Raw genomic sequence first — 25,639 nt, 5'->3', positions numbered from 1 at the left:
AATAAAATAATGCAACATAACATCAATAGGTTATGTTTATTTCAGCGTCGACTACTTATATATCTTTTGATAAGCTTTTCGATAAACCTTGGGGCGAGCAATATCGTGTTAGCAAAAGATTTGATTATTGATGACAGAGCCAGTGACAATCTAACTTCTAGCCTGGGTACACAATGGCGGCTGGTCACCGACCAGGTCATGGGTGGCGTTTCCAAGGGCGATTTAACACTTGATAACTATAAAGGCAGGAATTGTCTGCGTATGCGCGGCGATGTCTCTACCGACAACAACGGCGGTTTTGTGCAAATTGCACTGGATTTAACTAAAGATAAATCGTTCGATGCATCAGCCTATGCCGGTGTTGAACTCATCATTTCTGGTAACGGCGAAAGCTACAATATTCATTTACGTACAACTGAACTCTGGCTGCCGTGGCAATCATACCGTTATAGCTTTAAAGCCGAGCCTGAGTGGCAAACAATTCGCATTCCTTTTGCTAATCTGGACGCCTACAGAACAACAACAAAATTTCACAATGATAAACTCAAACGCATAGGTTTAGTTGGTATAGGTAGAACCTTCAAGGCTGACCTATGTGTTGGATCAATAAAATTTTATACAGTTGATTAAAAAACTTAAGGTTTTGTCAAGTTAACTTTGAAATAAGTGCGCTTACATAAAGGAGGATAACATGATGTTACTTCTTAATATATTACTCTAATAATTTGATATTAAATTATGATAATTTCACGTGGTTTTCAATCGTCGTCTCTATGCATTTTTCTATTTGGACAACTCATGTCTAAAAATTTCAACTTCAGCTTTTGAACTCACTTGGCTACAGTTTTGCCTGCCATCACATTTAAAAATGTGAAATTTTATTATTGTCCTTATTTTTACCAAAATTTACTAGAAACTATTGTTGATGAACCATTATCTGGTTCTAGACTGTCACATACAATTTTTTTGGCACGTTCTCCACTGTATTGAAGAAATTAAAATGGCAGTAAGAAAGTAATACACATAAAGAATTTAAAATAGGTGCCGTTAAACTTGGTAATTGAACGACAATATTATCGAGCAGAGGCGCCTGCAGTTTTGCTATCAATACCAACGTGTTGTAGCGTAAAGCCACAGAAATTCAAGGTGCCACTACAGTAATAACCTGCAGCCTGTGTTCTATAAACTGGTACAGCGACAATTCGCAGTTTGACTGATTTTATCCCGCAGATGTGACACTCATATGAACACAGTAAAGCTGGTTAATCTGCCAGTATGGGACGCATTGACAATGGCAATCTGGCGACCTAAATATCAAACAGGACTAATCCATCATCCAGATCGCGATTCTCAAGGTGTGAGTCAGACTATCAGAAAGCTACTGAAAATACATGTCATAAAAGGCAGCATAGTTCGTAAAGGTGCTTGCTGGATAATTCCACCGTGGAAAGCTTCTTCAGCAGCTTGAAACAAGAAAGTGAGCATTGCTGACATTACCAGACCATAGGTAAAGCACTACCAGATAGCTTGAATTACAAATTTATGTTTATAACAATTATCGATTGCACTCAACGCTGAGGTATGACTGCCCAAGGCAGCGTGAGAAATTATTAGCAGGAATACAGATACCCGCTTTATCGGGTTGTTTAAATAGGGTAATTTTTTATATGAAAGAACGCTGGTCTGATAGCGACATAATTGATGATAACCAGTTTCAGCTAGTGCTGGATACTATGCCTGGACGAGTATTCTGGAAAGACCTCAATCATACCTACCGTGGCGCCAACCTGGCCTTTGCCCGCGACATCGGCTTTGACTCAGTTGCCGATATAATCGGCAAAACCGACTTTGATACCAGTGCGTCACAAGATCAGATGCAGGCTTTTGTTGATGACGACCGAGCGGTGATGTCTAGCGGGATGCCAAAGCTGCGCATCGAAGAACCACAAACTCGGGCCGACAACCGTACTTACTGGCTGGAAACTAACAAAATTCCGCTCAAAGATTCTGATGGTAATGTCATTGGCCTGTTAGGTACCTACCATGATATTACTGATCGCGTTGAGGCGCGTCAGGAAATCGAATATCAAGCCGTTCACGATCAGTTGACTAAACTACCCAATCGCCGCTACCTGATGTCGCGTATTGAAGCATTAGATCAGATGCCAAACCGCTCCAATTGGGGGGCTTTACTGTTTCTCGATTTGGACCAATTTAAACAGGTAAACGACTCACTGGGACATCAGGTCGGTGATTGCCTGTTGCAATTGGTTGCCGAACGCATTAACTCGACAATTAATGTTGCACAGGGAGTCTGCCGCACTGGAGGCGATGAGTTCAGCGTGCTGTTAGAGGATCTTGGCAGCGACGAGTCTTTAGCGTTACAGAGTGCAACCAATCGCGCCGAATCCATTGTCAACGGCCTCGCCGCGCCCTTTTATGTGAACGAACACTGCCTCTACATTGGAGTCAGTATTGGCTTGACACTAATATCGCCCAGATCCAAGTATTTGCAGTCAAAATTGCGCGAGGCTGACGTGGCGATGTATGAAGCCAAGGCACAGGGGCAGAACATCGTCCAATCATATAGCGAAGAAATGCGGCTACGCACGGATCGCTGTTATAGCCTGCAAAATCGTTTGCGCCAAGCGGTACAAACCGGAGGCTTTAATTTGGTGTACCAGCCGCAGGTAGACGTAGATGGCACATTAATCTGTGCAGAGGTTTTGTTGCGCTGGAACGACGACGAGCTGGGCAGCGTAAGTCCTCTCGAGTTTATTCCACTTGCCGAACGTACAGGCGCTATTCATGCTATTGGCGACTGGGTTCTGGATGCCGCGTTGCAGCAAATTGTTGATTGGGAGAGCCGCTTTCAGTTGGCACCCACTTTTAAGTTGGCGGTTAATATCAGCGCGGTACAGTTTAGTGATCGTAATTTTGTGAATAAAATTAAGTGCGCAGTCGCAAGCTATGGCGCAGCAGCTTCACGTTTAGAGCTGGAAATTACCGAAAGCCTGTTATTGGAAAATGAGGATAATATATTGATAGCGCTCAATGAATTAAGAGCGGCTGGTTTTAATATCGTTATTGATGATTTTGGCACGGGCTATTCCTCGCTAAGTTATTTAACCTATATTCCATTCAACAAGCTAAAACTGGATCGCAGCTTTATATCTCGTATCGCTGCCGATAAACACCAACATGGCATCGCCATGGCGGTAACGATGCTGGCGCGTACACTTAATGTAAAGCTCGTGTCCGAAGGTATTGAAACTTCCGAAGAGTTGGCTGTTCTTGCTACGCTGGGTTCCGACTTGTTTCAGGGCTATTACTTTGCAGCGGGGCTGCCCTCCTCTGATTTTGCCAAGCGCTACTTGATCGAATAATTATTGAAAAAGCTACTTGAGTGACCTTCAAAATCTGGCTCGAGTTCAAGCCAAGAAGCGTTGGCAAGTCTTTGTGCTCACGCGGGCAGCGTCAATCATACCCACCATCACCGCACTTTACACCCAAACTTATTTTCATTTTTTGTACGCAAACAATCATCTCCCCCATGGACTGCTCGTTTGCTTGGCGGTTCGTATTTTACTCAATACATTGTCGTCAACATCACTTGCAACTAGCACCTAAGCTGATCGACTTATTTCCTTAGTCCTGCCCACCCTTTGATTAAAATTATACAGAATCACAAGAGCATTTTTTTCTCCTGGCCCATTCTTATAGTATAAAGGGAACAACTCTAGTGTTAACTGTTTCACTAAGAGTTAAATTTTAAATACCGTATACCACCGTCAACATCAGGACAATTTGAGCATGCCAGATTTTTTAGAAAGCCTACGTTCCAGCGGCATTAATTCCGTCTGGCCAGCGCCGCTGAACCAAAGCAAGCGCGTGGCTTTCGTTTATCAGCTAAATAAATGTTTAAGCCAGAACGTCAGAACACCGTGAAGCTGATTATTAAAAACATGGTGTGCGACCGCTGCGTGCTGGTAATTAAAAACACCCTGACACAGCTTGGCTATGATTCCGCCAACGTACACATGGGCGAAATCAATTTTGCTGAGGAAAAACTCGCCGATCAAGATATCGAACGTATCCGGCAGGCGATAGTGCCCTTAGGTTTCGAGCTGGTTAGCAATCGCAAACAAGCGATGATTGAACATATTAAATCGGTACTCATTCAACTGACGCACGGCGATCAGGATCTGGAAAACATCAAACTATCCAACTATATCGCCGACAAGCTCAAACAGGATTACCACTCTTTGAGCCATCTGTTTTCTTCGGTCGAAGGAGTGACCATTGAAAAATATTATATTAAGCTCAAGATTGAGCGTATTAAAGAGCTGCTGGTATACGACGAACTCTGCCAGAGCGAAATCGCCTGGCGACTAGGCTACAGCAGCCCGGCACATTTAAGCTCTCAGTTTAAACAGGTTACCGGGATGACCCCCAGTGCTTTCAAAAACCTTAAAGATAATCAACAACGCCGACCGCTGGATAAAATCAAAACTCCGAGCTAAGCCAATGACGCTGCAGATTTCCAGAATTTTGTAAAGAATACTGATAATTCTGTAACGTATTTAACTGACAGCGAACCTATTATTTACCCGTAGTTCAATCATTAATAAACAATGGAGTAAATATTATGTCAGAGCAAAACTTAAAGTTATCGATCTCTGGCATGACCTGTGCGGGTTGTGTCTCGAGTGTTGAAAAAGCATTAAGCCGCGTACCAGGCGTGATGACTTCAGCAGTAAATTTTGCTGAGCATACCGCCAATGTTACCGGTGATGTTTCTGCGGATGCACTGGTAAAAGCAGTCAAGGCAGCAGGCTACAATGCAGCTGAATTGACCGCGAGTGAAGCTGATCAGGTTGCAGAAAAAGAACAGCTTGACCGTGTGCATTACAAACAATCCCTACGCCAATCACTTGCAGCAGCATTAGTGGGTTTCCCATTAATGCTGTTTGACATGACTGGCCACCTGCCTGAAATGCAGACGGATGCCGACCGCGGACTCTGGTTTCTCATCGGCCTGATAACCTTAGCAGTGATGATTTATTCTGGCAGACGTTATTACACCGGCGCCTGGAAGGCACTGACCATTCATAACGCTAACATGGACACCCTGATTGCTCTGGGTACAGGTTCTGCCTGGGTATTCTCGATGTTTGTGGTGGTTTTCACCCACTGGCTACCGCCGACAGTTCAACATGTTTATTTCGAAGCTGCTGCAGTGATTCTGTCGCTGATTAATCTAGGCTCGGCACTGGAAAGCAAGGCACGTGGAAATACCTCTGAAGCCATCAAACGCTTGATTGGTCTGCAACCAAAAACAGCACGCGTAGTGCGTAACGGCAAAGAAATCGATGTGCCTATTGAAAATGTCGGTTTGCAAGAAACACTGCGAGTTCGTCCCGGTGAAAAAATTCCGGTCGATGGTACGATCATAGATGGCGCCTCCAGCGTCGATGAATCCATGCTCACGGGTGAACCCATGCCGGTAGAAAAATCAGTTGGAGAGGCAGTCGTCGCAGGTTCGATCAATAAAACCGGTTCGTTTTTATTTGTTTCAACACGCATCGGTAAAGACACTGCACTGGCACAGATTATTGGCATGGTACGCAAAGCGCAGGCCAGCAAACCAGCCATCGGTCGTCTGGTCGACAAGGTGGCTTCAGTGTTCGTGCCGACGGTGTTAATTCTGTCCGTGATCACCTTCCTGGTCTGGCTTAATTTCGGGCCGGAGCCAAGCTTTAGTTATGCGCTTGTGACCACCATGACAGTATTAATTATTGCCTGTCCATGTGCGCTGGGTCTGGCAACACCTATTTCCATTATGGTGGGTGTTGGCAAGGCAGCCGAATCTGGCATTTTAATTCGCAATGGCGATGCCCTGCAGCAGGCCGGCAAACTCACTACCGTAGTGCTGGATAAAACTGGCACCGTCACTGAAGGCCGTCCTGCAGTGACCAATATCATGTCAGCTCTGCATATGTCAGAAGATGAATGTTTAGCGCTCGCAGCCAGTATAGAAATTGGTTCTGAACATCCACTTGGAGAAGCCGTTGTTGAAGCCGCAAAGCAACGCAATCTTACCTTGTTCGAAATTGATAGTTTTACGGCAATTTCTGGTCAGGGTGTAAAAGCGAAAGCAAATAGTAAACACATTCTGCTCGGTAACAAAAAAATGATGCAGGAAAACAACATTAATATTAATGCCTTAGAAAGTGAGGCTAAGCTACGTGCTGCCGAAGCCAAAACCCCGGTATTTCTAGCAATCGAGGGTAAGGCTGCGGCCGTGATCACCATCGCTGACCCAATCAAGCAAGATTCGAAGCAGGCGATTGCTCGTATTCAGCAGACTGGCATTAAAGTAATTTTGCTCACAGGTGACAATGAAGTCACTGCGAGAGCAGTTGCCAAATCGGTCGGTATCGACACTGTAATTGCAGAAGTTATGCCCAATGAAAAAGCCGACGCGATTACGCGCCTGCAGCAACAAGGTGAACTGGTCGGCATGGTGGGTGACGGCATAAATGATGCACCTGCACTGGCAACAGCTGATGTTGGTTTTGCCATCGGCACTGGCACTGATGTTGCAATTGAAAGTGCTGACATTACTTTGATGCGCGGCTCGCTCAACGGGATTGTAGATGCGATTAATATATCGCGCGGCACAGTGCGCAATATAAAACAGAACCTGTTCGGGGCATTCATTTACAACTCTCTGGGTATTCCGGTCGCCGCTGGTGTATTGTATCCGGTGATGGGTTTATTACTCGACCCGATGATAGCTGGCGCTGCGATGGCGATGTCATCAGTGACTGTGGTGATGAATGCTAACCGCCTGCGTTTTTTGAAAACAACTCAATCAACACGAGGAGACTTATCATGATGATCGCGAACCTGATAGGCGTTGCTTTAATCGCTGTAATTATCTGGTGGTTCTGGCTTTCTCAACTGGATGATTGAGCAAGAGATATATGCAAAGTGGCAGTTATTTGTAAACCTTAAGAAAAAAACTGGGTGCCTCAGGACTGGTTGCAAAAAGGCAGGACATTATCTGTTTCTCCAATCAAAATAGAAGTAATAGATTGTCTAACTCTGAACAAACAGACTTTGAGCACCCAGCAAGCATCTCACTTTTTAACGCTTTCAGTTAAAGGGGAAAAAGCTCTTTACCGGATAGTTACACATCCTGCGGTTTTGTATTTGCCCTACCTCGACTTGCCTGCCCTACTTTACACCCAAGTTTACTTTCAATTTTTTGACCAAAACTATCATTTCCCAATGGCGTGCCCATTTGCCAGGCTGTTCGTATTTTACTCAAATCGTTGTCGTCAACATGCCTTGCAAATATCGCCCTATAGGCTGCACGTTTTAAATCCTCGGCCCCTCCCCGCCCATCCTTATGAAAACTTGACTATTGATATAGTCAAGATGTAGATACCATATTGGCACGCACCGGATCAAATTTTATATAACGCATACAGCCTATTAGATAACTTTATTACTACATGGGATTAGCTTATAGCATCCTTCCCAAATCGCCCCACTTCCTTGTTTAGGCATGGTTAATGCATGGAACGTAATGGCGTCCTATATATTGAACATCCTTGTAATCCCTTGAGCATCTGATGACTTAGCCAACAAATGAATATGATTTGTTAACCAAATATAAGCGTGAATTTGGCAAAAATATTATCTGCCGTTTCTTTTAATCGGCTGAGATAAACCTGATAGTCTGAATCATCATAAATACAGGCTCTCGGCTTCGCCCTCTTTGTACAACATGGACTGGTAAACCCGGGATGATAAAACGAGGTTTTCTCGCAATTGACAGCTAACTACTACAATGACGAGAAGGGTAGTAACAGAACATTTATACTAGAAGGACTTGACCTCTTTAATATTTTCGACATGAGTCAGGCTTACAATTTGTAAGATTGTGTACAGCGAAGCCTGAATTTGAACCGTTTTTCACGATGAACAATAACTCGACATGCAACAGGAAGAGATAAAGCTGAACGAAAACCACTTTTCCTACGTACATGTGTGGACTCTTGACAAAAGCATAATGAATAATAAAGCAGGTGCGTATGTTTAAAAATTTGACTATTAGAACGCGTTTAATTTTCACACTTTCTTTCTTGGTCGTATTTCTGCTAGGCGTTGAAATGCTTGGATTGTTTGGGATGAGTCAATCTAACGCCGGTCTAAAAAACATTTATGAAGATCGTGTAATTCCGCTCGCACAATTGGGTCAAATCAGTTCACTCTTGCAGCAAAACCGTTTTGTCGTTACTGCCGCTTTCATAACACCAACACCAGAAGTCATTGATAACAACAGTGCAATATTCGAAAAAAACGTCAAAGAAATTAGCATAATTTGGAAAAAATTTATAACAATCTATTTGACCCCAGCCGGGGATATGCTGGCTGATAAATTTGACGAAGACCGAACAAAGTTAATCAATGAGGGTCTGCTGCCTGCTTTATCTGCATTACGTGCCAGCGAACTCAAAAAAGCAAATCAGATTGTTTTAGCAAAAGTTGATCCTCTCTATGAATTAGTTATGGAAGACATCAGCACACTCACAACTCTTCAAATTGAGCTAACTAAACAGAAATATGAAAGTCAACAAATCCACTTCACAATCATCCGCAATATATTTATCGCTTTGATAATTTTTATCTTGGCACTGGCAGTATTGATCAGTGTTGCGTTCACGCGAGCTGTTTTCAAGCCGTTGGAGCAAGCATTCGAGGTTGCTCGTGGCGTTGCAGCCGGTAATTTTTCGCAGCACATCGAAGTTCGGTCGGCAGATGAAATTGGCCAACTAATGCAAGCCTTGAAAGACATGAACATTCACATCATTAACACCGTCGGCAAGTTGAAAGATAGAGAAGCGTATATACGTTCTCTGATGAACAGCCTGATAGAAGGAGTGATTTCAACTAATGAATATGGAGTTATAGAAACCTTCAATCCAGCGGCCGAGGATATTTTTGGCTACACCGAGAATGAGGCTATTGGTCAGAATGTAAGTTTTCTCACGCCAAATATATATCCAAATAATAATGAAAACTTTCTTAAACGCCATCTGGGAACCGGGGTGGCCAAAACGCACCTAGGGGTGGTCGAAGAGGTAAGAGGGCTGCACAAAAATGGAACAATATTTCCAATGGAAATTGCTGTGGGAGAAATGCGTTGGAAAGACCATATAGTGTTCACCTGTATTGTGAATGACATCAGCGAGCGAAAGCTTGAGGAGGAACACAAGATGCGTCTTATTCAAGAGCTCGAAAACACCCATGAGGAACTTAAAAACTTTGCATATGTGGTGTCTCATGATCTTAAAGCACCATTGCGGGCCATCAGTGCATTAGCAAGCTGGCTTTCCCATGATTATTCAGACAAGTTTGATGAGGAAGGCAAAAAACATATGCATCTCCTCATTCAAAGGGTATACCGCATGGATAATCTAATTAATGGAATTTTGCAATATTCGAGAGTTGGTCAAGTGAAGGAGAGACTTGTCGCAGTGAATCTCGACCAGTTAGTGCGAGAGGTTATTGACTCCATTTCTCCACCTTCCCATATTGAGGTAATCATTGAAAATATTTTGCCGACTATCATGATAGAGCCGACCCGTATCGAGCAAGTATTTCAAAATTTGCTCTCCAATGCTATCAAATACATGGATAAATCACAGGGCGAGATTCACATTGCTTGTAACTCAGGCGTTGGTTGTAATTCAGAGGATAAGTTGTGGGAGTTCAGCATTACAGACAATGGTCCCGGTATCGAAACGCGACATTTTGAACGAATCTTTCAGCTATTCCAGACATTGACGCCGAGGGATAAGGTAGAAGGTACTGGTGTAGGACTCTCTCTAGTCAAAAAAATTGTGGAAATGTATGGTGGTAAGGTATGGTTAAAGTCTGAAATCGGAGAGGGGAGTACATTTTTCTTCACGCTGCCCAAAACGTATAACAAAGTAGTTTAAATCAGGGAGAAATAGCGCATGAGGATCACCAATAAACCCATCCTGCTGGTGGAAGATGATGAAGTGGATGCTATGACAGTTATCCGCGCTTTTAAGGATATCAATGTTACAAACCCGCTAATCCGGAAGGAAAACGGAGAAGATGCGCTGAGTTATCTGCGCGACGTTCACATCGAGAAACCATGTATTATATTGCTTGATCTGAATATGCCTATTATGAACGGCGTCGAGTTTTTGCATGTATTTAAGCAAGATGAACTTTTAAAAAGAATACCGGTGGTTGTGCTGACAACATCTGAAGAGCAGCAAGACAAGGTTGAAATTTTCAACCTTGGCGTGGCCGGCTATATGGCCAAACCAGTGGATTATATGCGGTTCGTCGAGGTAATGCGTTCCATAGATTCCTATTGGACTATTAGTGAGATGCCTTGATTCGGATAGACCAAAAAAAAAATTTGGTTTGTTTAATCACATTTTGATTTTTACCTGGTCAATTACATTGTTCAGCTGCCTGAATGTCAACATCAGGTCGTGGGTTAGCAATCGCCGCAGAGCGAATAAGGCGCTTGAAGATGGTGCCAAGATCATAGCGCGGTTAAACGGTACTGAACCTCGGCCAGATAACGGTCTGCGTATTTACGGAAATTAAAGCATGATAGGTTCCATTGATAGCAGTTTCCAGGTTGGCCAGCACGGTGATCACGGCGCAGAATGCCAAGTGTTGCGTCGCTTCCTGACCCGTACCACCGTTCAAAATAATAATGGCAGAGTGCTTAACGCCGCTGGCAGTGACAACTCGGAAACATCTCAGTGCGTCGAACAGCACTTAAGCAGAAGTCGCCAGTACTTTCTTGACCCAGATTTCGACGGCCTCCTTGGTAAACGGGATGCGTACGAAGCGCGCTACGACCGGCGTGCCGTCCTCTGTGGTCTACACAGCAGCAACAAAGGAGACTTTGTTTTCAGAGCCTGGACCGCACTTACTCGGACGCTCAACGCACAGGTAAGCGTCGTCAATTTCGATTCTCCCTTCGAGGATGCGGAACGATTCGAGCTCAAACATGTCTTGCAACAGCTTGAGCTCCACCCTCCCGTATTGCTTCAGAACTTCAGACATCTTCAGGCCCTTTTGAAACTGAACACAGTTCATTGCCATGATGCATTTCCTTGGGTAAATGCGCCTATTATTAACTCATCAGTAGCTCATCACATGAACCCGTAAATAATAAAACTGTACCTAACTAGGGCATGTAACTAATCAGGTTTTCATATGACAAAACCAGAAATAACAAAACCACAAATACGTATACTAATAATCGACGATGACATCGTAGACCGCTTAGCCTGTCGCCGCGCACTTTCCGAATGCCTTGATTGCGATTATGTCTTGATCGAAGCCGAATCCGGCCGTGAAGGACTAATAATGGTTAATGAACACAAGCCGGACTGCATTTTGCTTGACTATCATATGCAGGATTTAAATGGTTTAGAGTTTTTGATTGAGCTGGTCGATAATTTAGGAGAGATTCCAATCCCCGTGATGATGCTGACTGGTTCTGACAGCGCCACAGTCGCGGTAGAAGCCATGAAGCGCGGCGCTCGGGATTATTTGGTCAAAGATGTAGATGGGCAATATCTTGAGCTATTGCATACCGTCATCCAGCGCGTACTTCATGAACGGTTCTTACAGGTGGAAAAAAAACTGACGGAGGAAAAACTACTTCAAACGGAGGCTAAATACCGTAATCTGGTAGAGCATATACCGGTCATTACTTATATCACCGCGCTGGACGAAGAGAATAAAGTTCTGTACATCAGTCCACAAGTCAATGTGCTGGATTATTCTCCAGAAGAATGGATGGCAACTCCAAATATTCATCTCACCCAGACCCATCCGGAGGATCGAGCGCGCGTCTTGGATGAACTGACAAAAAGTCGTGCTACCGGCACTTCCTTGCGTTGCGAATATCGCTTATTTTCACGCGGAGGAAAAATTTTATGGGTTCGCGATGAAGCGAGCGTAGTGCAGGATGGATCAGGGCACTCACTATTTCTTCAGGGTATTCTTGTTGATATTACAGAAAGTAAACTGCTAGAAGAAGAACTCCGGCAACATCGTGAGAGGCTTGAGGAGCTGGTGGCAAAGCGCACAGACGAACTTGCGGAAGCGAATAAACTTCTGCGTGAGGACATTGTTAGGCGCAAAAGCGTTCAAGCAGAACTGACAATGGCCAAAGCTGCAGCAGAAAAAGCCAATCTTGCGAAATCGAATTTTCTTTCGAGTATGAGTCATGAATTGCGCACACCGCTCAATGCAATTCTCGGTTTTGCCCAGTTGATAGAAACTGGTAACCCTAAGCCAACCTCCACCCAGATGGCGCGGCTTAAAGAGATTCTCCATGGAGGATGGTATTTATTGGAGCTGATAAACGAAATTTTGGATTTAGCAATAATTGAGTCCGGCAAACTCACTCTTTCTCTGCAATTAGTATCACTGGCTGAAGTTATAACTGAATGTCACACTATGATTGAACCGCAGGCTCAGAAATGTGGCATCCATTTAAACTTTCCAAAGTTCGACAACCCTTTGACTGTCAAGGCTGATCGAACCCGATTAAAGCAGGCGTTACTCAATTTATTATCCAACGCGATTAAATACAATCGCGATCAGGGAACTGTTGAAGTAAGTTATGTCGCAACCGTTGCAGGTTGTATTCGTGTCAACATTCATGACACTGGCGTTGGATTGCCGTCAGATAAATTGACCCAGCTTTTCCAACCATTTAATCGTCTTGGTCAAGAAATTAGTGGCGTGGAAGGGACTGGTATTGGCCTAGTGGTGACCAAACAATTGATCGAATTGATGGGAGGGTCAATCGGTGTGGAAAGTTCTGTCGGAGTAGGTAGCGTGTTCTGGTTCGAGTTAGTCTCGGCTACTGAACATCTACTTGCAGAAAAAGTGTGCAAACCTCAGGAGCTTACTGAGAAAGTTTATACTGACACACAGCAGCACACCTTGCTTTATGTCGAAGATAGTCCAGCCAATTTGTCGTTAGTAAAGGATATCATCGCGGCGGAACGTCCAGATATACGCTTACTGATCGCGAGTAACGGCAAGCTTGGTATAGAAATGGCTCGTACTCATCTGCCAGATGTGATTCTGATGGATGTTGCTTTACCGGATATTAGCGGGACCGAAGCGATGGAATTTCTACGCAAAGATCCGCTAACAGAAAATATTCCCATCGTTGCATTAAGCGCTGATGCCATGCCCAATAATATTTCAAAGGGGATAGAAGCAGGATTTTTTCGTTATATATGCAAGCCCTTTGAACTCACTGAATTTATGTATGCAATCGACAAGGCTTTGGAACTTCGAAATGAAGAATAGCCAACACGTGTCAAACAATTCAACTACCAATTACTAAATTTGGTGAGTTGAGGTTCCGACCACCGCCCACTAAAAGTGGAAAACCTTGGCGAACTCCGCTAACACCATATTCACAAAACGTAAAAATTCACATCTGGGTTAAAAGTGACCCGAAAGTGGGTCAACCTCACCCATTCCTTAGTTTCCAACGTATTCCAGCAAATTTACTGCCTGCAACACTCACTTTAATGGGTGAGACATGACCCACCTTCCTTCTCCTTATAAATACAATTCAACATATTAAACAATATGTTGAATAATATTGTATGCCTAGCACGATATATGCTTAGTAATAAATGAGTGCGACACAATAGTGCAGTCAATTTTTTCGGCTATAGGAGATTCGCAATGTGGATAAATAAAATCAAAATCAGATAGCACTGAGATGTATTGCTTGCAATTGCTCTTAGAAACATCTCGATTAATGGATTGTATGAAATCAGCTATATCAAGGACAGACTGAATTTAAGAAATTGATACTTGATTAACCTCCAATCCTAACAATTGGTTCCAAGGAAATCGGCAGCTAGCGCGCCGTCACTCTTGAGTCCAGACGTAGGCATCTGAGTCAACTCCCAACTCAGTTGATCTAAATTTTCTTGTGGGACAAGCTCGTTGAACTTGGAGAATGATAATGCGAAAAAAAATTCCGTTTCAAATTGAAAATTTGCAGTTGGCTATTCGTGACAGATGGGGAATTTTTGATTGGCAGCAACTTTACCCTTGGTGGCGTTTGCCTACGAAAGTCCGGATTCTTATGTATGCTGACAGTAGTGTACGCTTCAGCGGTGGACCTTTTCTGGGTTTGCAATATGTAAAAACACTGCTCGAAAGTCGCGCGTACGCTTATGTTGATTTTGATATATCGACCGCTCATCGTGATGGCATAGACTCTAACGCCTCGATTTCCGGTGCCAAGAAACTAACCGATCTCGATGTCGTGAACAAATACGACCAAATCTGGTTTTTTGGTTTAAACAGCAATCCCAATTTGTCACCCGCAGAGGTAACCCTGCTTGACCAGTTTATGGCGGCGCCCAAATTCGGCGGCGTGTTGGTTACAGGCGATCATGCCGATTTGGGCAAGGGAATTGCGGGACAAATCACTCGTGCGGGTCAGATGCGACAATATCCGGCTCCCCCAGCCAGTCCACCCGTTTGGAACACCACTTTGGAAGATGGACCTGATCCAGGCTCAGACTATAATTTTGACGATCAATCCGATGATCGTCCACAAACGATCCGCTACCAACGTTTTCCCATTTGGTCGGCTGTGTCGTTCAAGCGTCGCTACCGTCCACATCCTGTATTGTGTGGGCCGGATGTCCTATTAACGTGTTTCCTGATCATCAACACGAAGGTGAAGCTTTGGCTCCGATACCGGCAGCTGGTGACCCTAAGTGGCCGACCAAAAACGGGCATCAGGAAAGGCCCTATGTGATTGGCTGGGGAAAGATCAAAGATCCATCTGCAACCAGGCACGGGCAAGAAATTGGCGTCGCATCAGCCTACGATGGGCATAATGTAGATGTTGGACGGATTGTTGCTGATTCGACGTGGCATCACTGGTTCGATATCAATCTAACCGGCATTGCTGCTTCACCGTCACCTTATGCTGGATTTGATGCGACGGCGGCAGGCCAAGCGGCTCTTAAAAAAATCGATGCCTACTTCCTTAACTGCGGTGTGTGGCTTGCCCCCCCAGACAAACAAGCAGCTATGCGCAATTTTGGGTGGTGGTCTATTTTGTGGACTGATCGAATAGTGGAGCTACCAATTGATGCGCCAATCTGGTTTATTGGAGAACAAGCTATTGATGCTTTGGGGCGTCGGGCTTCACGTTGTACCAGAGAATCATGGATTTTTGATTTCCCAATTTTTAAAGAAAAGATTCCGCATTGGGAATGGCCGATGTTGTTCGAACGATTTCAGTTAATAAGTCTACCATTCGAACATTTTGTAGCTGGTGGCATTTTACGTCAGTTAATGCAGGAAGTCGGATCGCAAAATGCGAAAAACAGGTTCCCTGAGAAAGCGCCAAAGGATGAAATTCTTGAGCGAGCCATGCGAGTGGGAATCGACGAAGGCTTGTCAGCACTCTCTAAACAGCTTCAGAGCGAGACATCCCTCATTTCTAAACTTGTCGAAAAAAAATTTCGGCTCCCCGCCGGAACTTGTGGCTAACCGCATAGTGGGTTGGGGTGAGGTACTAACCCCAACCAATTACAAACCCGTCTAACGAGTAAGGTTAGATTGTGATCACCAAATCAAGCCGGGTGGGAACAAAAGCGTGCCCACCTTACATGGCTGAACGCAAGTAGCTAAAGGGCTTTGACCCCTTTAGCTGAACCTGCAGTCATTGCACGGCGATAACGTGACATAGCTGTCCACTCCAAAATATCGAAGCCCCATGGGCGCAAAAACGTGCCCACGCTAAATGACTGAGGTACACTGCAACGCATTATGCTTATCTGCCAAAATGCTTATCTGCCAAAACACGTTTTAATAATCAACCAGTGACACAGGGAGAGAAAAATGACAAATCGACTTTACGATATCGAGGATATTATCGAAAGCTTGAAGCAGCAGAAAGATGAAATAAAACTCCAGATTCATTTAGCGAAAGCTGAAGCGCGTGATGAGTGGCCTGAACTTGAAAAGAAATGCAAAGAGCTCATGAGCAAGACAGACGCGCTACGTAAAGAGGCGAGCGATGTATCGGGTGATGTTATTAAAGCCGCAAAAGTCGTTGCTGACGAAATCAAACGCGGATTTGATCGTATACAAAAACTAATGTAGCGGTGCTGTGCTTTTCCGTCCTATCTGATCCAAACCATTTTCGCATTCACGAATTCATGTATCCCGAGCTTGAACAATTCGCGCCCATAGCCCGAAGACTTCACGCCGCCGAAAGGCAGGCGCAGGTCAGATTTGATCATGCCGTTAATGAAAATGCAGCTGGCCTGAATGTGTGCCGCATTCTTCATAAAATACAGGCTCCCGGCTACGCCCTCTTTGTACGACATGGACTGGGACACCTGAGATGATAAAACGAAGCTTTCTCGGCATTGGTACCTTTCTTTTACAGTGACGAGAAGGATAGCAACAAAATATTAATACTTAAAGGGCTTTGACCCCTTTAGCTCTGCCTTTAGCTCTCACCTTTAGCTTTAACCGGATTGAATCGCTTCGTCATATAGAATCGACTTTTAGGAGCGTCATGGCCTTAACCGAGTACCACCCTCTGGTCAGGCTAGTTGTAGTTCTTGTGCCTTGCGGCCCGTTGTTCTTTTAAATCGTGAATTTTAGCTATCTTCTCGACCATAAATTGAACAGGACTCCACTCTTCAGGAGTTGGTTTCTCAAGGGACGGCAACCCACCAACCTTTCTTAGTTTTTTTGATAAGTCATGGGCTTTTAACCCAATATTTGCATACTGAAATTGGCGTTCTTCGAAGCCCTCTTCATAATCGGGTGGAGAAGCTGCGAACTCAAATGCCCCGGCAATTAGATGGTTGGAGGTTTTTATTAGGTTGGGAAAATTAAGAACTTCATACATCAGCTTAGCCGATAAGGATTTCCATTCAACGTCGAAGGTTAGAGGATCAAAATTTGGTGCTTCCACTTGAATTGATCGGCAACCATCAGTACCAGGCTGGCCATAGCTAAGACCATCATCGGCCACTACATCTGCGCAAGCATTTACGAAAGTATCGAGAAAGCATGCGATGCGGATAGTTAGGTATTCTAGATCTTTGCGGCTCTTTCTACGCTGAAACCACCATTCCTTAACTGTATTTAGAATTACGCCTATTACTACACCTACGAGCACATACGCCGCCTTATCCATTTTGTCTTAATCCTATTTGCGAATAACGCCCGCTTCATCGAACAACTTGTAGTTATGCAAGCAACGGAAAATAGTTCCGGTGCAAGCGTTTGTTAGACCATAGCGCCGTTTAGGAAAATGCCAACTTCCCAACATTGGAGGGAACTAAAAGGGTCAAAGCCGAATGCCACTAAGTTAAGCCTTTTCAGTAAGGTTAGACTATTGTGGAACCCGCGCCAATACTAGAATAAGTTCCTTATTTAGCATCGAACAAATAACAAATTAAGTTGAATCGTTAAACCAACTTTTACGTTTTAATTTTTGAAAAAGCATCTGCCATAGCATTTGATACGGTTCGTGGAACCTCTCGATTCTTGGCTCCCTCTGTGCTCTTTGTATGTCTCAGGCTATCTTGCCGCCTCGGTGTATTCCTTGATTCAGATTTACCATTTGGTTGCGGTGCAGCGTCGGTCAGACGCATGGTGAGCGCAATACGCTTACGCTTTTCGTCCACTTCCAACACTTTCACTTTTACCACTTGTCCCGTTTTAACGATCGTATGCGGATCTTTCACAAAGGTATTCGATAAGGCTGAAATATGTACCAATCCATCCTGATGCACGCCTATATCCACGAACGCACCAAAGGCCGCAACATTAGTGACTATACCTTCCAGGATCATGTCTGGCTGCAAATCAGACAATTGTTCTATGCCTTCCCTGAAAGTGGCGGTGGTAAATTCAGGGCGTGGGTCGCGCCCTGGTTTCTCTAGTTCTTTCAGGATGTCGGTAATCGTCGGCAGGCCAAATTGCTCGTTCACATATGAGGCGGGATTAAGCGCATTTAATAGCTGACTATTGCCAATAACAGATTTAATATTTTGTTTGATCTCCGTGAGGATACGTTGCACCAGCGGATAAGATTCAGGATGTACGGCAGAGGCATCGAGCGGGTTGTCGCCCTCCATAATGCGCAGAAAACCCGCTGCCTGCTCAAAGGTTTTGTCGCCCAGGCGCGGAACCTCGCGTAATTGAGCACGAGAGGTAAACATGCCCTTATTGTCCCGGTAAGTCACAATCCCCTGCGCCACGTTGCTGCTCAGCCCGGAAACGCGGGCCAGCAGAGGAACAGATGCGGTGTTAACGTCAACGCCAACGGCATTCACACAGTCTTCAACTACAGCATCAAGTGAACGCGCCAATTGGGATTGACCGACATCGTGCTGGTATTGTCCGACCCCGATCGATTTCGGGTCGATCTTCACCAGCTCAGCCAACGGGTCTTGTAAACGTCGGGCAATCGAGACGGCTCCACGCAGTGATACATCCATATCTGGCAGCTCACGCGAGGCAGTTTCGGATGCCGAATAAACCGATGCACCGGCCTCGGATACCACGATATTGGTCAACTTCAGCTCTGGATGGCGTTTGATCAGTTCCAGCGCTAATTTGTCTGTCTCTCGCGAGGCCGTGCCATTGCCGATAGCGATCACTGCTACGCGATGTTTTTCGGCTAATTTTGCCAGGGTGTGCAAGGAACCATCCCAGTCATTTCTTGGCTGATGAGGATAGATGACGGTGGTATCTACTACTTTCCCCGTCTCATCCACTACCGCCACTTTGACGCCGGTACGTATGCCCGGATCAAGCCCCATCGTGACACGTGGGCCAGCTGGGGCAGCTAGCAACAAATCTTTCAGGTTACGCGCAAAGACATTGATGGCTTCTTTTTCCGCACTGACTCGCAATTCGCCCATCAATTCGGATTCTAAATGCAAAAAACTTTTCACGCGCCATGTCCAGCGTACAGTATCGACCAGCCAATTATCTGCGGGCCGTTGTTGCTGAGAAATGCCGAAACGATTTGCAATACGGATTTCGCAAGGATTATGCGGCGCACTCCAAGTAGGTTTATCTGCCTCGCTGTCGAGGCGCAATCGCACACTCAGCATCTCTTCACGGCGGCCTCGCAAAATGGCCAAGGTACGGTGCGAAGGGATAGTCTTGATCGATTCGGCGTAATCGAAATAGTCGGCATATTTCGCTGCAAGTTCTTCTTTGCCTTCGATTACTTTAGCTTCCACGATGCCGTGTTCCTGCACATATTCGCGCAGAGATTGCAGTAAGGTGGCATCTTCCGCGAAGCGTTCTAGCAATATTTGGCGTGCACCATCCAGTGCCGCCTTAATATCTGGCACGCCAGGGTTGTCGCATTGTTCAATGGTAAAGGGTGGTTTCAGGTATTGGGCTGCTTCTTGTTCCGGTTGCAGCATCGGATTAGCCAGCAATGAATCGGCAAGCGGTTCCAATCCTGCTTCCAGCGCAATTTGTGCCTTTGTGCGCCGTTTGGGTTTGTAGGGTAGATACAGATCTTCCAGATGCGTTTTGTCTGCGGCATGCGTGATTGCATCCAGCAACACTGGTGTCATTTTATTCTGCTCGGTAATCGAGGTAATGATCGTAGCGCGACGTTCTTCCAGTTCGCGCAGATAACGCAAACGTTCTTCCAGCAGCCGCAATTGGATGTCGTCCAATCCCCCAGTCGCCTCTTTGCGATAGCGGGAGATGAAAGGAACCGTTGCACCTTCGTCCAACAAGGCAATGGCTGAGGCAATCTGTGCAGGCTTAGCAGCAATTTCTACTGCGAGCCGTTGTTCAATGGATGGGAGCATGGGTCAACTAACTTAAATGAATGAATAAAACCCCGTTTTATTACTCAAAAACTGGGGTTGTTTATGCGATTTATACGGAAGGTGTTTTATCCCGGTTGAAAAAGCACCTGCGAGGTTAACTCTTCTTTTGAATAAATTCGATTTTGTATCCATCCGGGTCGGACACGAAAGCAATAACAGTTGTGCCATGCTTCATTGGTCCAGCTTCTCTGATTACACTCCCACCTTTTTTCTTAACGAGCTCACATGCTTTTTCAGCGTTGTCTACTTCAACTGCCACATGACCATAACCTGTTCCCAGATCATATTTTTCCACGTCCCAGTTGTAAGTGAGTTCTAAAACAGCACCGTCTTTTTCATCTTGGTAACCAACAAATGCCAGTGTGAATTTTCCTTCTGGATAATCATTTCTACGCAGCAGTTTCATTCCAAGCACTTCTGTATAAAATGCTATTGAACGATCCAGGTTACCCACTCGGAGCATGGTATGAAGTATTCGCATAGGCGCCTCCAGTTAATTAATTATAAATACGAACATCTTTTGAAGTCATATGGGCACTTTACGAATCGAGCGTTGCCACAAAACTGCGATCGGGCCTGTATTCCATCAGACTTCAGTAGTGTTAAGCACTGAGTAACAATCAGTTCCCTATGAGTTACATTCCTGGCAGAACGACTCCCCTGCCCTGACTGTCGCGACTATTCTTACAACGACTCAAGCTTCAATTTAAGTCTACCATAATTATTTTTGATCTTTTATTGAGTGCACTTCAGGCCTCTGGGTAAACCTGCGCTGTTATTGAAACTCCAAACGTTAAGGCAATTCAGCACTGGATAACTGACAGTTATTAATCGCCGAAAATAAATGAGGTAAAGCTACGCAACAATATGCAATCCATTAAAAAATGGAACCAGGTTTGATCACAAACATACGCTTTATGCGGAATGTTTGAAAGCTACTGTTTTTTTGAAGTATTTTTCGGGAATTCGTTTAGCGTATCCAGCACTGATGTCACTCCCTTAAGGAAACCATCCAAAACTGTTGCAGGTGCTTCTCGCAATGCACGGCGCAGCCGACCTTGCATTGGGCCGGGAAGATTTTTCGCTAGGTCGAGCCCCGCATCGGCGAGATAAAGTCGTACAACACGGTTGTCAGTGTCACGCCTCTCCCTGCGCACTAATCCGCGCGCCTCGAGTTTGTCTAGGAGATTGCTGGCGGTAGATGGATGAATGTGTTGCATCTCTGCTAACTCAGTGACACGCAAGCCGGGTTGCGCGGAAAGCAACCACAAAGCCCAGAGTTGTGAGCCACTCAGACCGTGGCTGCCTTCTACATTTTGCATGCCGGCCTGAATCGTGCGCACGAGTTGCAAGAGCTTGATAAAGGCTTCCTCAGGACATACCAAATCCGGATCAGGTTGACTGCTGACAGCTAAAATTTTTGACTCCTCTGCGCTTTTCTTCTTTGATTCTCTTGCCACCGCCTACCCCCTTAAACTTGTCTAAGTTATATTATTGTGCAATAATATTTTGCCTAAACATAATATCAAAAATATTACTGCTTTGCCACATTGAATCAATAGATTTTTTTTGCACTCCAGCGAGCAATGAAAACGCTAGTCAATTTGATTTACTTACTTGCTTTCGTTAGTTTAATTATTCCCCCGCTGAAACTTGACAACGGACCCAAAGTATTTACCAAAAGACGTACAATACAACTCAGGAGACCCTCTGATGAAAGCAACCCACACCCAGAAAAAAAGCAGCCAACGCGGCAACGCAGGCTCGCTCTCCGAACACGACATATACCTATTCAAAGAAGGAACCCATGCATGTCTTTCTGACAAGCTGGGAGCTCACCTCATCAACCGCGACGGACAAGATGGCGTCCACTTCGCAGTGTGGGCGCCAAATGCTGCGGCCGTATCGGTCATCGGCGATTTCAATGGCTGGAACAAAACATCCCATCCTCTGGCCCCACGGATCGACGGCTCCGGCGTATGGGAAAGCTTTGTGCCAGATATCCATAGCGGCGTTTGCTACAAGTACCACATCACCTCACGCAACCAGAACTATCAGGTTGACAAAGCTGACCCCTGCGCTATGTTCAGCGAAATACCGCCTCTCACCGGCTCTCGCGTCTGGAATATGGATTACTCGTGGAATGACGGTGAATGGATGTCCCAGCGAAAATCAATCAACGCACTCGATGCGCCTATTTCTATCTACGAGGTTCACTTGGGCTCGTGGCGACGGGTGCCCGAGGATGCTAATCGTTCCCTCAGCTACCGGGAAATTGCGCCTCTGCTGGCAGACCATGTGCGCGAACTGGGTTTCACCCACGTCGAACTATTGCCGGTAACAGAACATCCTTTCTTCGGATCATGGGGATATCAGACTACCGGCTATTTCGCTCCGACGTCGCGCCAAGGTACCCCGCAGGATTTCATGTTCCTTATTGATTACCTGCATCAAGCGGGTATCAGCGTGATACTCGATTGGGTACCTTCACATTTTCCCAGTGACGAACATGGTCTTGCCTACTTCGACGGCACTCATTTATTTGAGCATGCCGATCCACGTCAGGGCTTCCACCCTGAATGGAAGAGCGCCATATTCAACTATGGCCGCAACGAAGTACGTGCCTTTTTGATTTCCAGCGCGCTTTTCTGGCTCGACAAGTACCATATTGATGGTCTGCGGGTGGATGGCGTGGCCTCGATGCTGTACCTCGACTACGGGCGCAAAGAGGGCGAGTGGATACCCAATGTCCATGGCGGGCGCGAAAACCTGGGCGCCATGCAGCTCCTGCGCAGCCTCAATGAGGCGACCTATCGTGATCACCCGGACACCTTGACCATCGCTGAGGAATCCACCGCCTGGCCGATGGTATCGCGCCCCACCTATATGGGTGGGCTAGGCTTCGGCATGAAGTGGAATATGGGCTGGATGCATGACACACTGAAATACTTCCAGCAGGATCCAGTATTTCGCAAGTACTACCACGAAAAACTCACCTTCAGCATCTGGTATGCCTTCACTGAGAACTTCGTCCTGCCAATGTCGCATGACGAAGTGGTACACGGCAAGGGCTCAATGATAGGCAAGATGCCAGGGGATGAGTGGCAACAGTTTGCCAATTTGCGCCTGCTTTACGGGCATATGTGGGGTCATCCGGGCAAGAAACTTCTATTCATGGGTGGAGAGTTCGGTCAGCGCCGCGAGTGGCAACATGATGAAAGCCTGGAATGGCATGTATTGCAATATCCACTGCATGCCGGCTTGCAGCGCTGGATGAGCGATCTGAACCGCTGTTATCGTGCCGAGCCGGCGCTTTATGAGAAAGACTTTTCTGGCGATGGTTTCAGCTGGGTGGACTTCCACGACTGGGAAACAAGCGTGATCAGTTTCCTGCGTCATGGTCGCAACCCCGAAGACAGCGTGCTGGTGATATGTAACTTCACGCCGATGGTAAGGAATAATTATATTGTTGGCGTTCCGAGTAGCGGCTACTGGCGTGAAATACTCAACAGCGACGCAACTATTTATGGCGGCAGCGGCATAGGAAATATGGGGGGTGTCGAGGCCTCACCAGTAGCAGCGCACGGCCACTATCATTCTCTCTCGCTGTCCCTGCCACCGCTAGGAGTGATATATCTAAAACACATATCAGAACATGGAGAAGCAGCATGAAGAAACCCACCCTTCCCAAAGCCAGCCGAGCCCGCGTAGTGATAGAACGGGTCAGCCCAGAAATCGACGGCGGACGCTTTCCTGTAAAGCGCATTGTGGGCGAGGAAGTGATCGTCGAGGCGGATGTCTTCGTCGATGGTCACGACCAGCTGAGCTGCCTTCTATTGCATCGACCGGTAGGTGCCAAGATTTGGGACGAAGTGCCCATGATCGCCACCAACAACGACCGCTGGCGGGCAAGTTTTTTTGCGGCCGCCTTGGGTCGGCACGAATACACCGTCCTCGCCTGGGTGGATCGTTTCTTGACCTGGCGTCATGACCTTGCCCGGCGCAAAGAGGCCGAAGACATCGTTGTTGCCCTACAGATTGGCACCGCGTTGCTGGATGCCGCTGCTAAACTGGCCGGCGGCGATGACGGTCGCCACCTTAAAGATCAGGCCGCTAAGCTACGTGCTGCCGCCACGCCCGAGGTGGGACAGGCCATGGCTCAAGACGAAAGCTTGGCCATTCTGATGGCCAAGCATGGTGAGCGGCTTTTTGTGAGCGAATACGATCGTGTATTGGAGGTTGTGGTCGACACCAAACGTGCGCGTTTCTCTGCATGGTATGAACTTTTCCCTCGTTCATGCCGCACCGGGGTCGCAGCTCACGGCAGCTTCGCTGACGTCATAAAGCGACTTCCGCAAATCGCCGCCATGGGCTTTGACGTACTTTATCTGCCACCCATCCATCCGATTGGTCGTACTTTCCGCAAAGGCCCCAACAATAGTCTCACGGCAAGCCCGGATGATCTTGGCAGCCCTTGGGCTATTGGTGCTGCCGAAGGAGGGCACCGAGAGATTCTCACCGAGCTGGGCACCGCAAAGGATTTCCGCCAACTGGTCACTGAAGCTCGCGCACTCGGCCTCGAAGTGGCCTTGGACATCGCCTTCCAGTGCGCGCCGGACCATCCCTACGTAACTCAGCATCCCGAGTGGTTTCGCCACCGCCCCGACGGCAGCATCCAGTACGCGGAAAATCCGCCCAAGAAGTATCAGGATATCTATCCCTTCGATTTTGAGAGCGAGAACTGCGATGCATTGTGGCTCGAACTAAAAGGCGTAGTCGATCACTGGATCGGCGAGGGCGTGCGTATCTTCCGAGTGGATAATCCTCACACAAAGCCCTTCCCATTTTGGGAGTGGCTGATTAACAGCATTAAAGTCAAATATCCGGAAACCATCTTCCTGGCCGAAGCCTTTACTCGGCCGAAAATCATGCACCGTCTGGCAAAACTTGGCTTCACACAGTCTTATACTTACTTTACCTGGCGTAACACCCAACAGGAACTGACTGAGTACTTCACTGAACTCGCCCAACACGACTCGCGCGAATATTTCCGTCCCAACCTGTGGCCGAATACCCCAGATATCCTGCCTGAATTCTTGCAGCATGGCGGTCGGCCCGCTTTTCTGCTGCGCGTGGCGCTGGCGGCGACCTTAGGCGCCAACTATGGCATATACGGCCCTGCCTACGAATTATTGGAGCACACAGCACTCAAGCCGGGCGGCGAGGAATATCTGGATTCGGAGAAATTTCAAATACGTAACTGGGAGCTCGACCGGCCTGACAATTTGCGTGACTTTATCTCTCGTCTCAACCATATTCGCCGTAATAACCCAGCATTACAGTCAGACTGGAGCCTGCGTTTCCACGCGATCGACAATCCTGTCATGCTCTGCTACAGCAAAACAGACGACGACGTCACTATGGTCATGGTCGCCAACCTCGATCCGCACAATGTTCAGAGTGGCTGGATCGAGTTACCTCTGACCGAACTAGGTATGCCAGAAGACTCCCCATATCAGGCGCATGACCTTCTGACTGACGAGCGTTATCTGTGGCAAGGAACGCGCAACTTCGTCAGTCTCAATCCGCATGCCTCACCAGTACACATTCTGCTTCTGCGTCGTTACCTGCGCAGCGAACGCGACTTCGACTATTTCCTTTGAGCAACGGAC

The 25,639-nt window shown here is 46.4% G+C and carries 18 protein-coding genes; 13 read left to right on the top strand and 5 right to left on the bottom strand.

The window, feature by feature from the left end:
- From MJ770_RS12990 to MJ770_RS12940, 11 genes are all read left to right on the top strand, one after another.
- Positions 1-630 (top strand): CIA30 family protein (locus MJ770_RS12990; RefSeq protein ID WP_239255084.1); only part of this gene is annotated, 630 nt, incomplete at its 5' end.
- A 1,037-nt stretch (positions 631-1,667) separates the two neighbouring features.
- Positions 1,668-3,386, top strand: coding sequence for a sensor domain-containing protein (locus MJ770_RS12985; RefSeq protein WP_239255082.1), 1,719 nt, complete (start codon positions 1,668-1,670; stop codon positions 3,384-3,386).
- 531 nt (positions 3,387-3,917) lie between these two features.
- Positions 3,918-4,523, top strand: a complete 606-nt coding sequence (locus MJ770_RS12980) for an AraC family transcriptional regulator (RefSeq protein WP_239255080.1) — start codon at positions 3,918-3,920, stop codon at positions 4,521-4,523.
- Positions 4,524-4,648: 125 nt separating this feature from the next.
- Positions 4,649-6,901: a heavy metal translocating P-type ATPase gene (locus MJ770_RS12975; RefSeq protein ID WP_239255078.1), complete on the top strand. Its 2,253-nt coding sequence runs from the start codon at positions 4,649-4,651 to the stop codon at positions 6,899-6,901.
- 1,204 nt (positions 6,902-8,105) lie between these two features.
- Positions 8,106-10,016, top strand: a complete 1,911-nt coding sequence (locus tag MJ770_RS12970; RefSeq protein ID WP_239255077.1) for a Tar ligand binding domain-containing protein — start codon at positions 8,106-8,108, stop codon at positions 10,014-10,016.
- A gap of 18 nt (positions 10,017-10,034) precedes the next feature.
- On the top strand, positions 10,035-10,448 hold the full coding sequence (locus MJ770_RS12965) for a response regulator (protein WP_239255076.1): 414 nt from the start codon (positions 10,035-10,037) through the stop codon (positions 10,446-10,448).
- Positions 10,449-10,668: 220 nt separating this feature from the next.
- Entirely contained in the window at positions 10,669-11,238 is a 570-nt protein-coding gene (locus MJ770_RS12960) for a hypothetical protein (RefSeq protein ID WP_239255075.1), read from the top strand.
- Between the two features lie 48 nt (positions 11,239-11,286).
- The gene (locus tag MJ770_RS12955) at positions 11,287-13,407 is read left to right on the top strand and encodes a response regulator (protein WP_239255074.1); all 2,121 of its coding nucleotides are present in this window, start codon (positions 11,287-11,289) and stop codon (positions 13,405-13,407) included.
- 673 nt (positions 13,408-14,080) lie between these two features.
- Positions 14,081-14,887 (top strand): hypothetical protein, encoded by an 807-nt coding sequence (locus MJ770_RS12950; RefSeq protein WP_239255073.1) that lies wholly within the window; start codon positions 14,081-14,083, stop codon positions 14,885-14,887.
- A complete protein-coding gene (locus MJ770_RS12945) occupies positions 14,815-15,630 on the top strand; it encodes a hypothetical protein (RefSeq protein WP_239255072.1) in 816 nt (271 codons plus the stop codon). Before MJ770_RS12950 ends, MJ770_RS12945 begins: the two co-directional genes overlap by 73 nt.
- A 351-nt stretch (positions 15,631-15,981) precedes the next feature.
- Positions 15,982-16,245 carry a hypothetical protein gene (locus MJ770_RS12940; protein ID WP_239255071.1) on the top strand — a complete coding sequence of 88 codons (264 nt, stop codon included), beginning with the start codon at positions 15,982-15,984 and terminating at the stop codon, positions 16,243-16,245.
- A gap of 20 nt (positions 16,246-16,265) precedes the next feature.
- On the opposite strand, the gene MJ770_RS12935 is transcribed toward MJ770_RS12940, so the two are convergent.
- The 5 genes from MJ770_RS12935 to MJ770_RS12915 all read right to left on the bottom strand — a co-directional run bounded on the left by MJ770_RS12935 (position 16,266) and on the right by MJ770_RS12915 (position 21,427).
- On the bottom strand, positions 16,266-16,472 hold the full coding sequence (locus MJ770_RS12935; protein ID WP_239255070.1) for an aldehyde dehydrogenase family protein: 207 nt from the start codon (positions 16,470-16,472) through the stop codon (positions 16,266-16,268).
- Between the two features lie 227 nt (positions 16,473-16,699).
- Entirely contained in the window at positions 16,700-17,296 is a 597-nt protein-coding gene (locus tag MJ770_RS12930) for a hypothetical protein (protein ID WP_239255068.1), read from the bottom strand.
- A 286-nt stretch (positions 17,297-17,582) separates the two neighbouring features.
- A complete protein-coding gene (locus tag MJ770_RS12925; protein ID WP_239255066.1) occupies positions 17,583-19,946 on the bottom strand; it encodes a Tex family protein in 2,364 nt (787 codons plus the stop codon).
- Between the two features lie 115 nt (positions 19,947-20,061).
- On the bottom strand, positions 20,062-20,448 hold the full coding sequence (gene gloA, locus MJ770_RS12920) for a lactoylglutathione lyase (protein ID WP_239255064.1): 387 nt from the start codon (positions 20,446-20,448) through the stop codon (positions 20,062-20,064).
- Positions 20,449-20,902: 454 nt separating this feature from the next.
- Entirely contained in the window at positions 20,903-21,427 is a 525-nt protein-coding gene (locus MJ770_RS12915; RefSeq protein ID WP_239255063.1) for a MarR family winged helix-turn-helix transcriptional regulator, read from the bottom strand.
- Between the two features lie 253 nt (positions 21,428-21,680).
- Here MJ770_RS12915 and glgB point away from each other — a divergent pair, with 253 nt between their 5' ends.
- Both glgB and MJ770_RS12905 read left to right on the top strand, forming a co-directional pair.
- Positions 21,681-23,639, top strand: a complete 1,959-nt coding sequence (gene glgB / locus MJ770_RS12910) for a 1,4-alpha-glucan branching protein GlgB (protein ID WP_239255060.1) — start codon at positions 21,681-21,683, stop codon at positions 23,637-23,639.
- Complete coding sequence (locus tag MJ770_RS12905; RefSeq protein ID WP_239255058.1) at positions 23,636-25,630, top strand: alpha-1,4-glucan--maltose-1-phosphate maltosyltransferase; 1,995 nt, start codon at positions 23,636-23,638, stop codon at positions 25,628-25,630. Before glgB ends, MJ770_RS12905 begins: the two co-directional genes overlap by 4 nt.
- Positions 25,631-25,639 lie beyond the last annotated feature (9 nt).

It is taken from the genome of Candidatus Nitrotoga sp. M5 (genome assembly GCF_927904885.1).
In the GTDB taxonomy this organism is placed as follows: domain Bacteria; phylum Pseudomonadota; class Gammaproteobacteria; order Burkholderiales; family Gallionellaceae; genus Nitrotoga.
The sequence above is the reverse complement of the archived record's forward strand: the minus strand, read 5'-3'. Positions and strand labels throughout refer to the sequence as shown.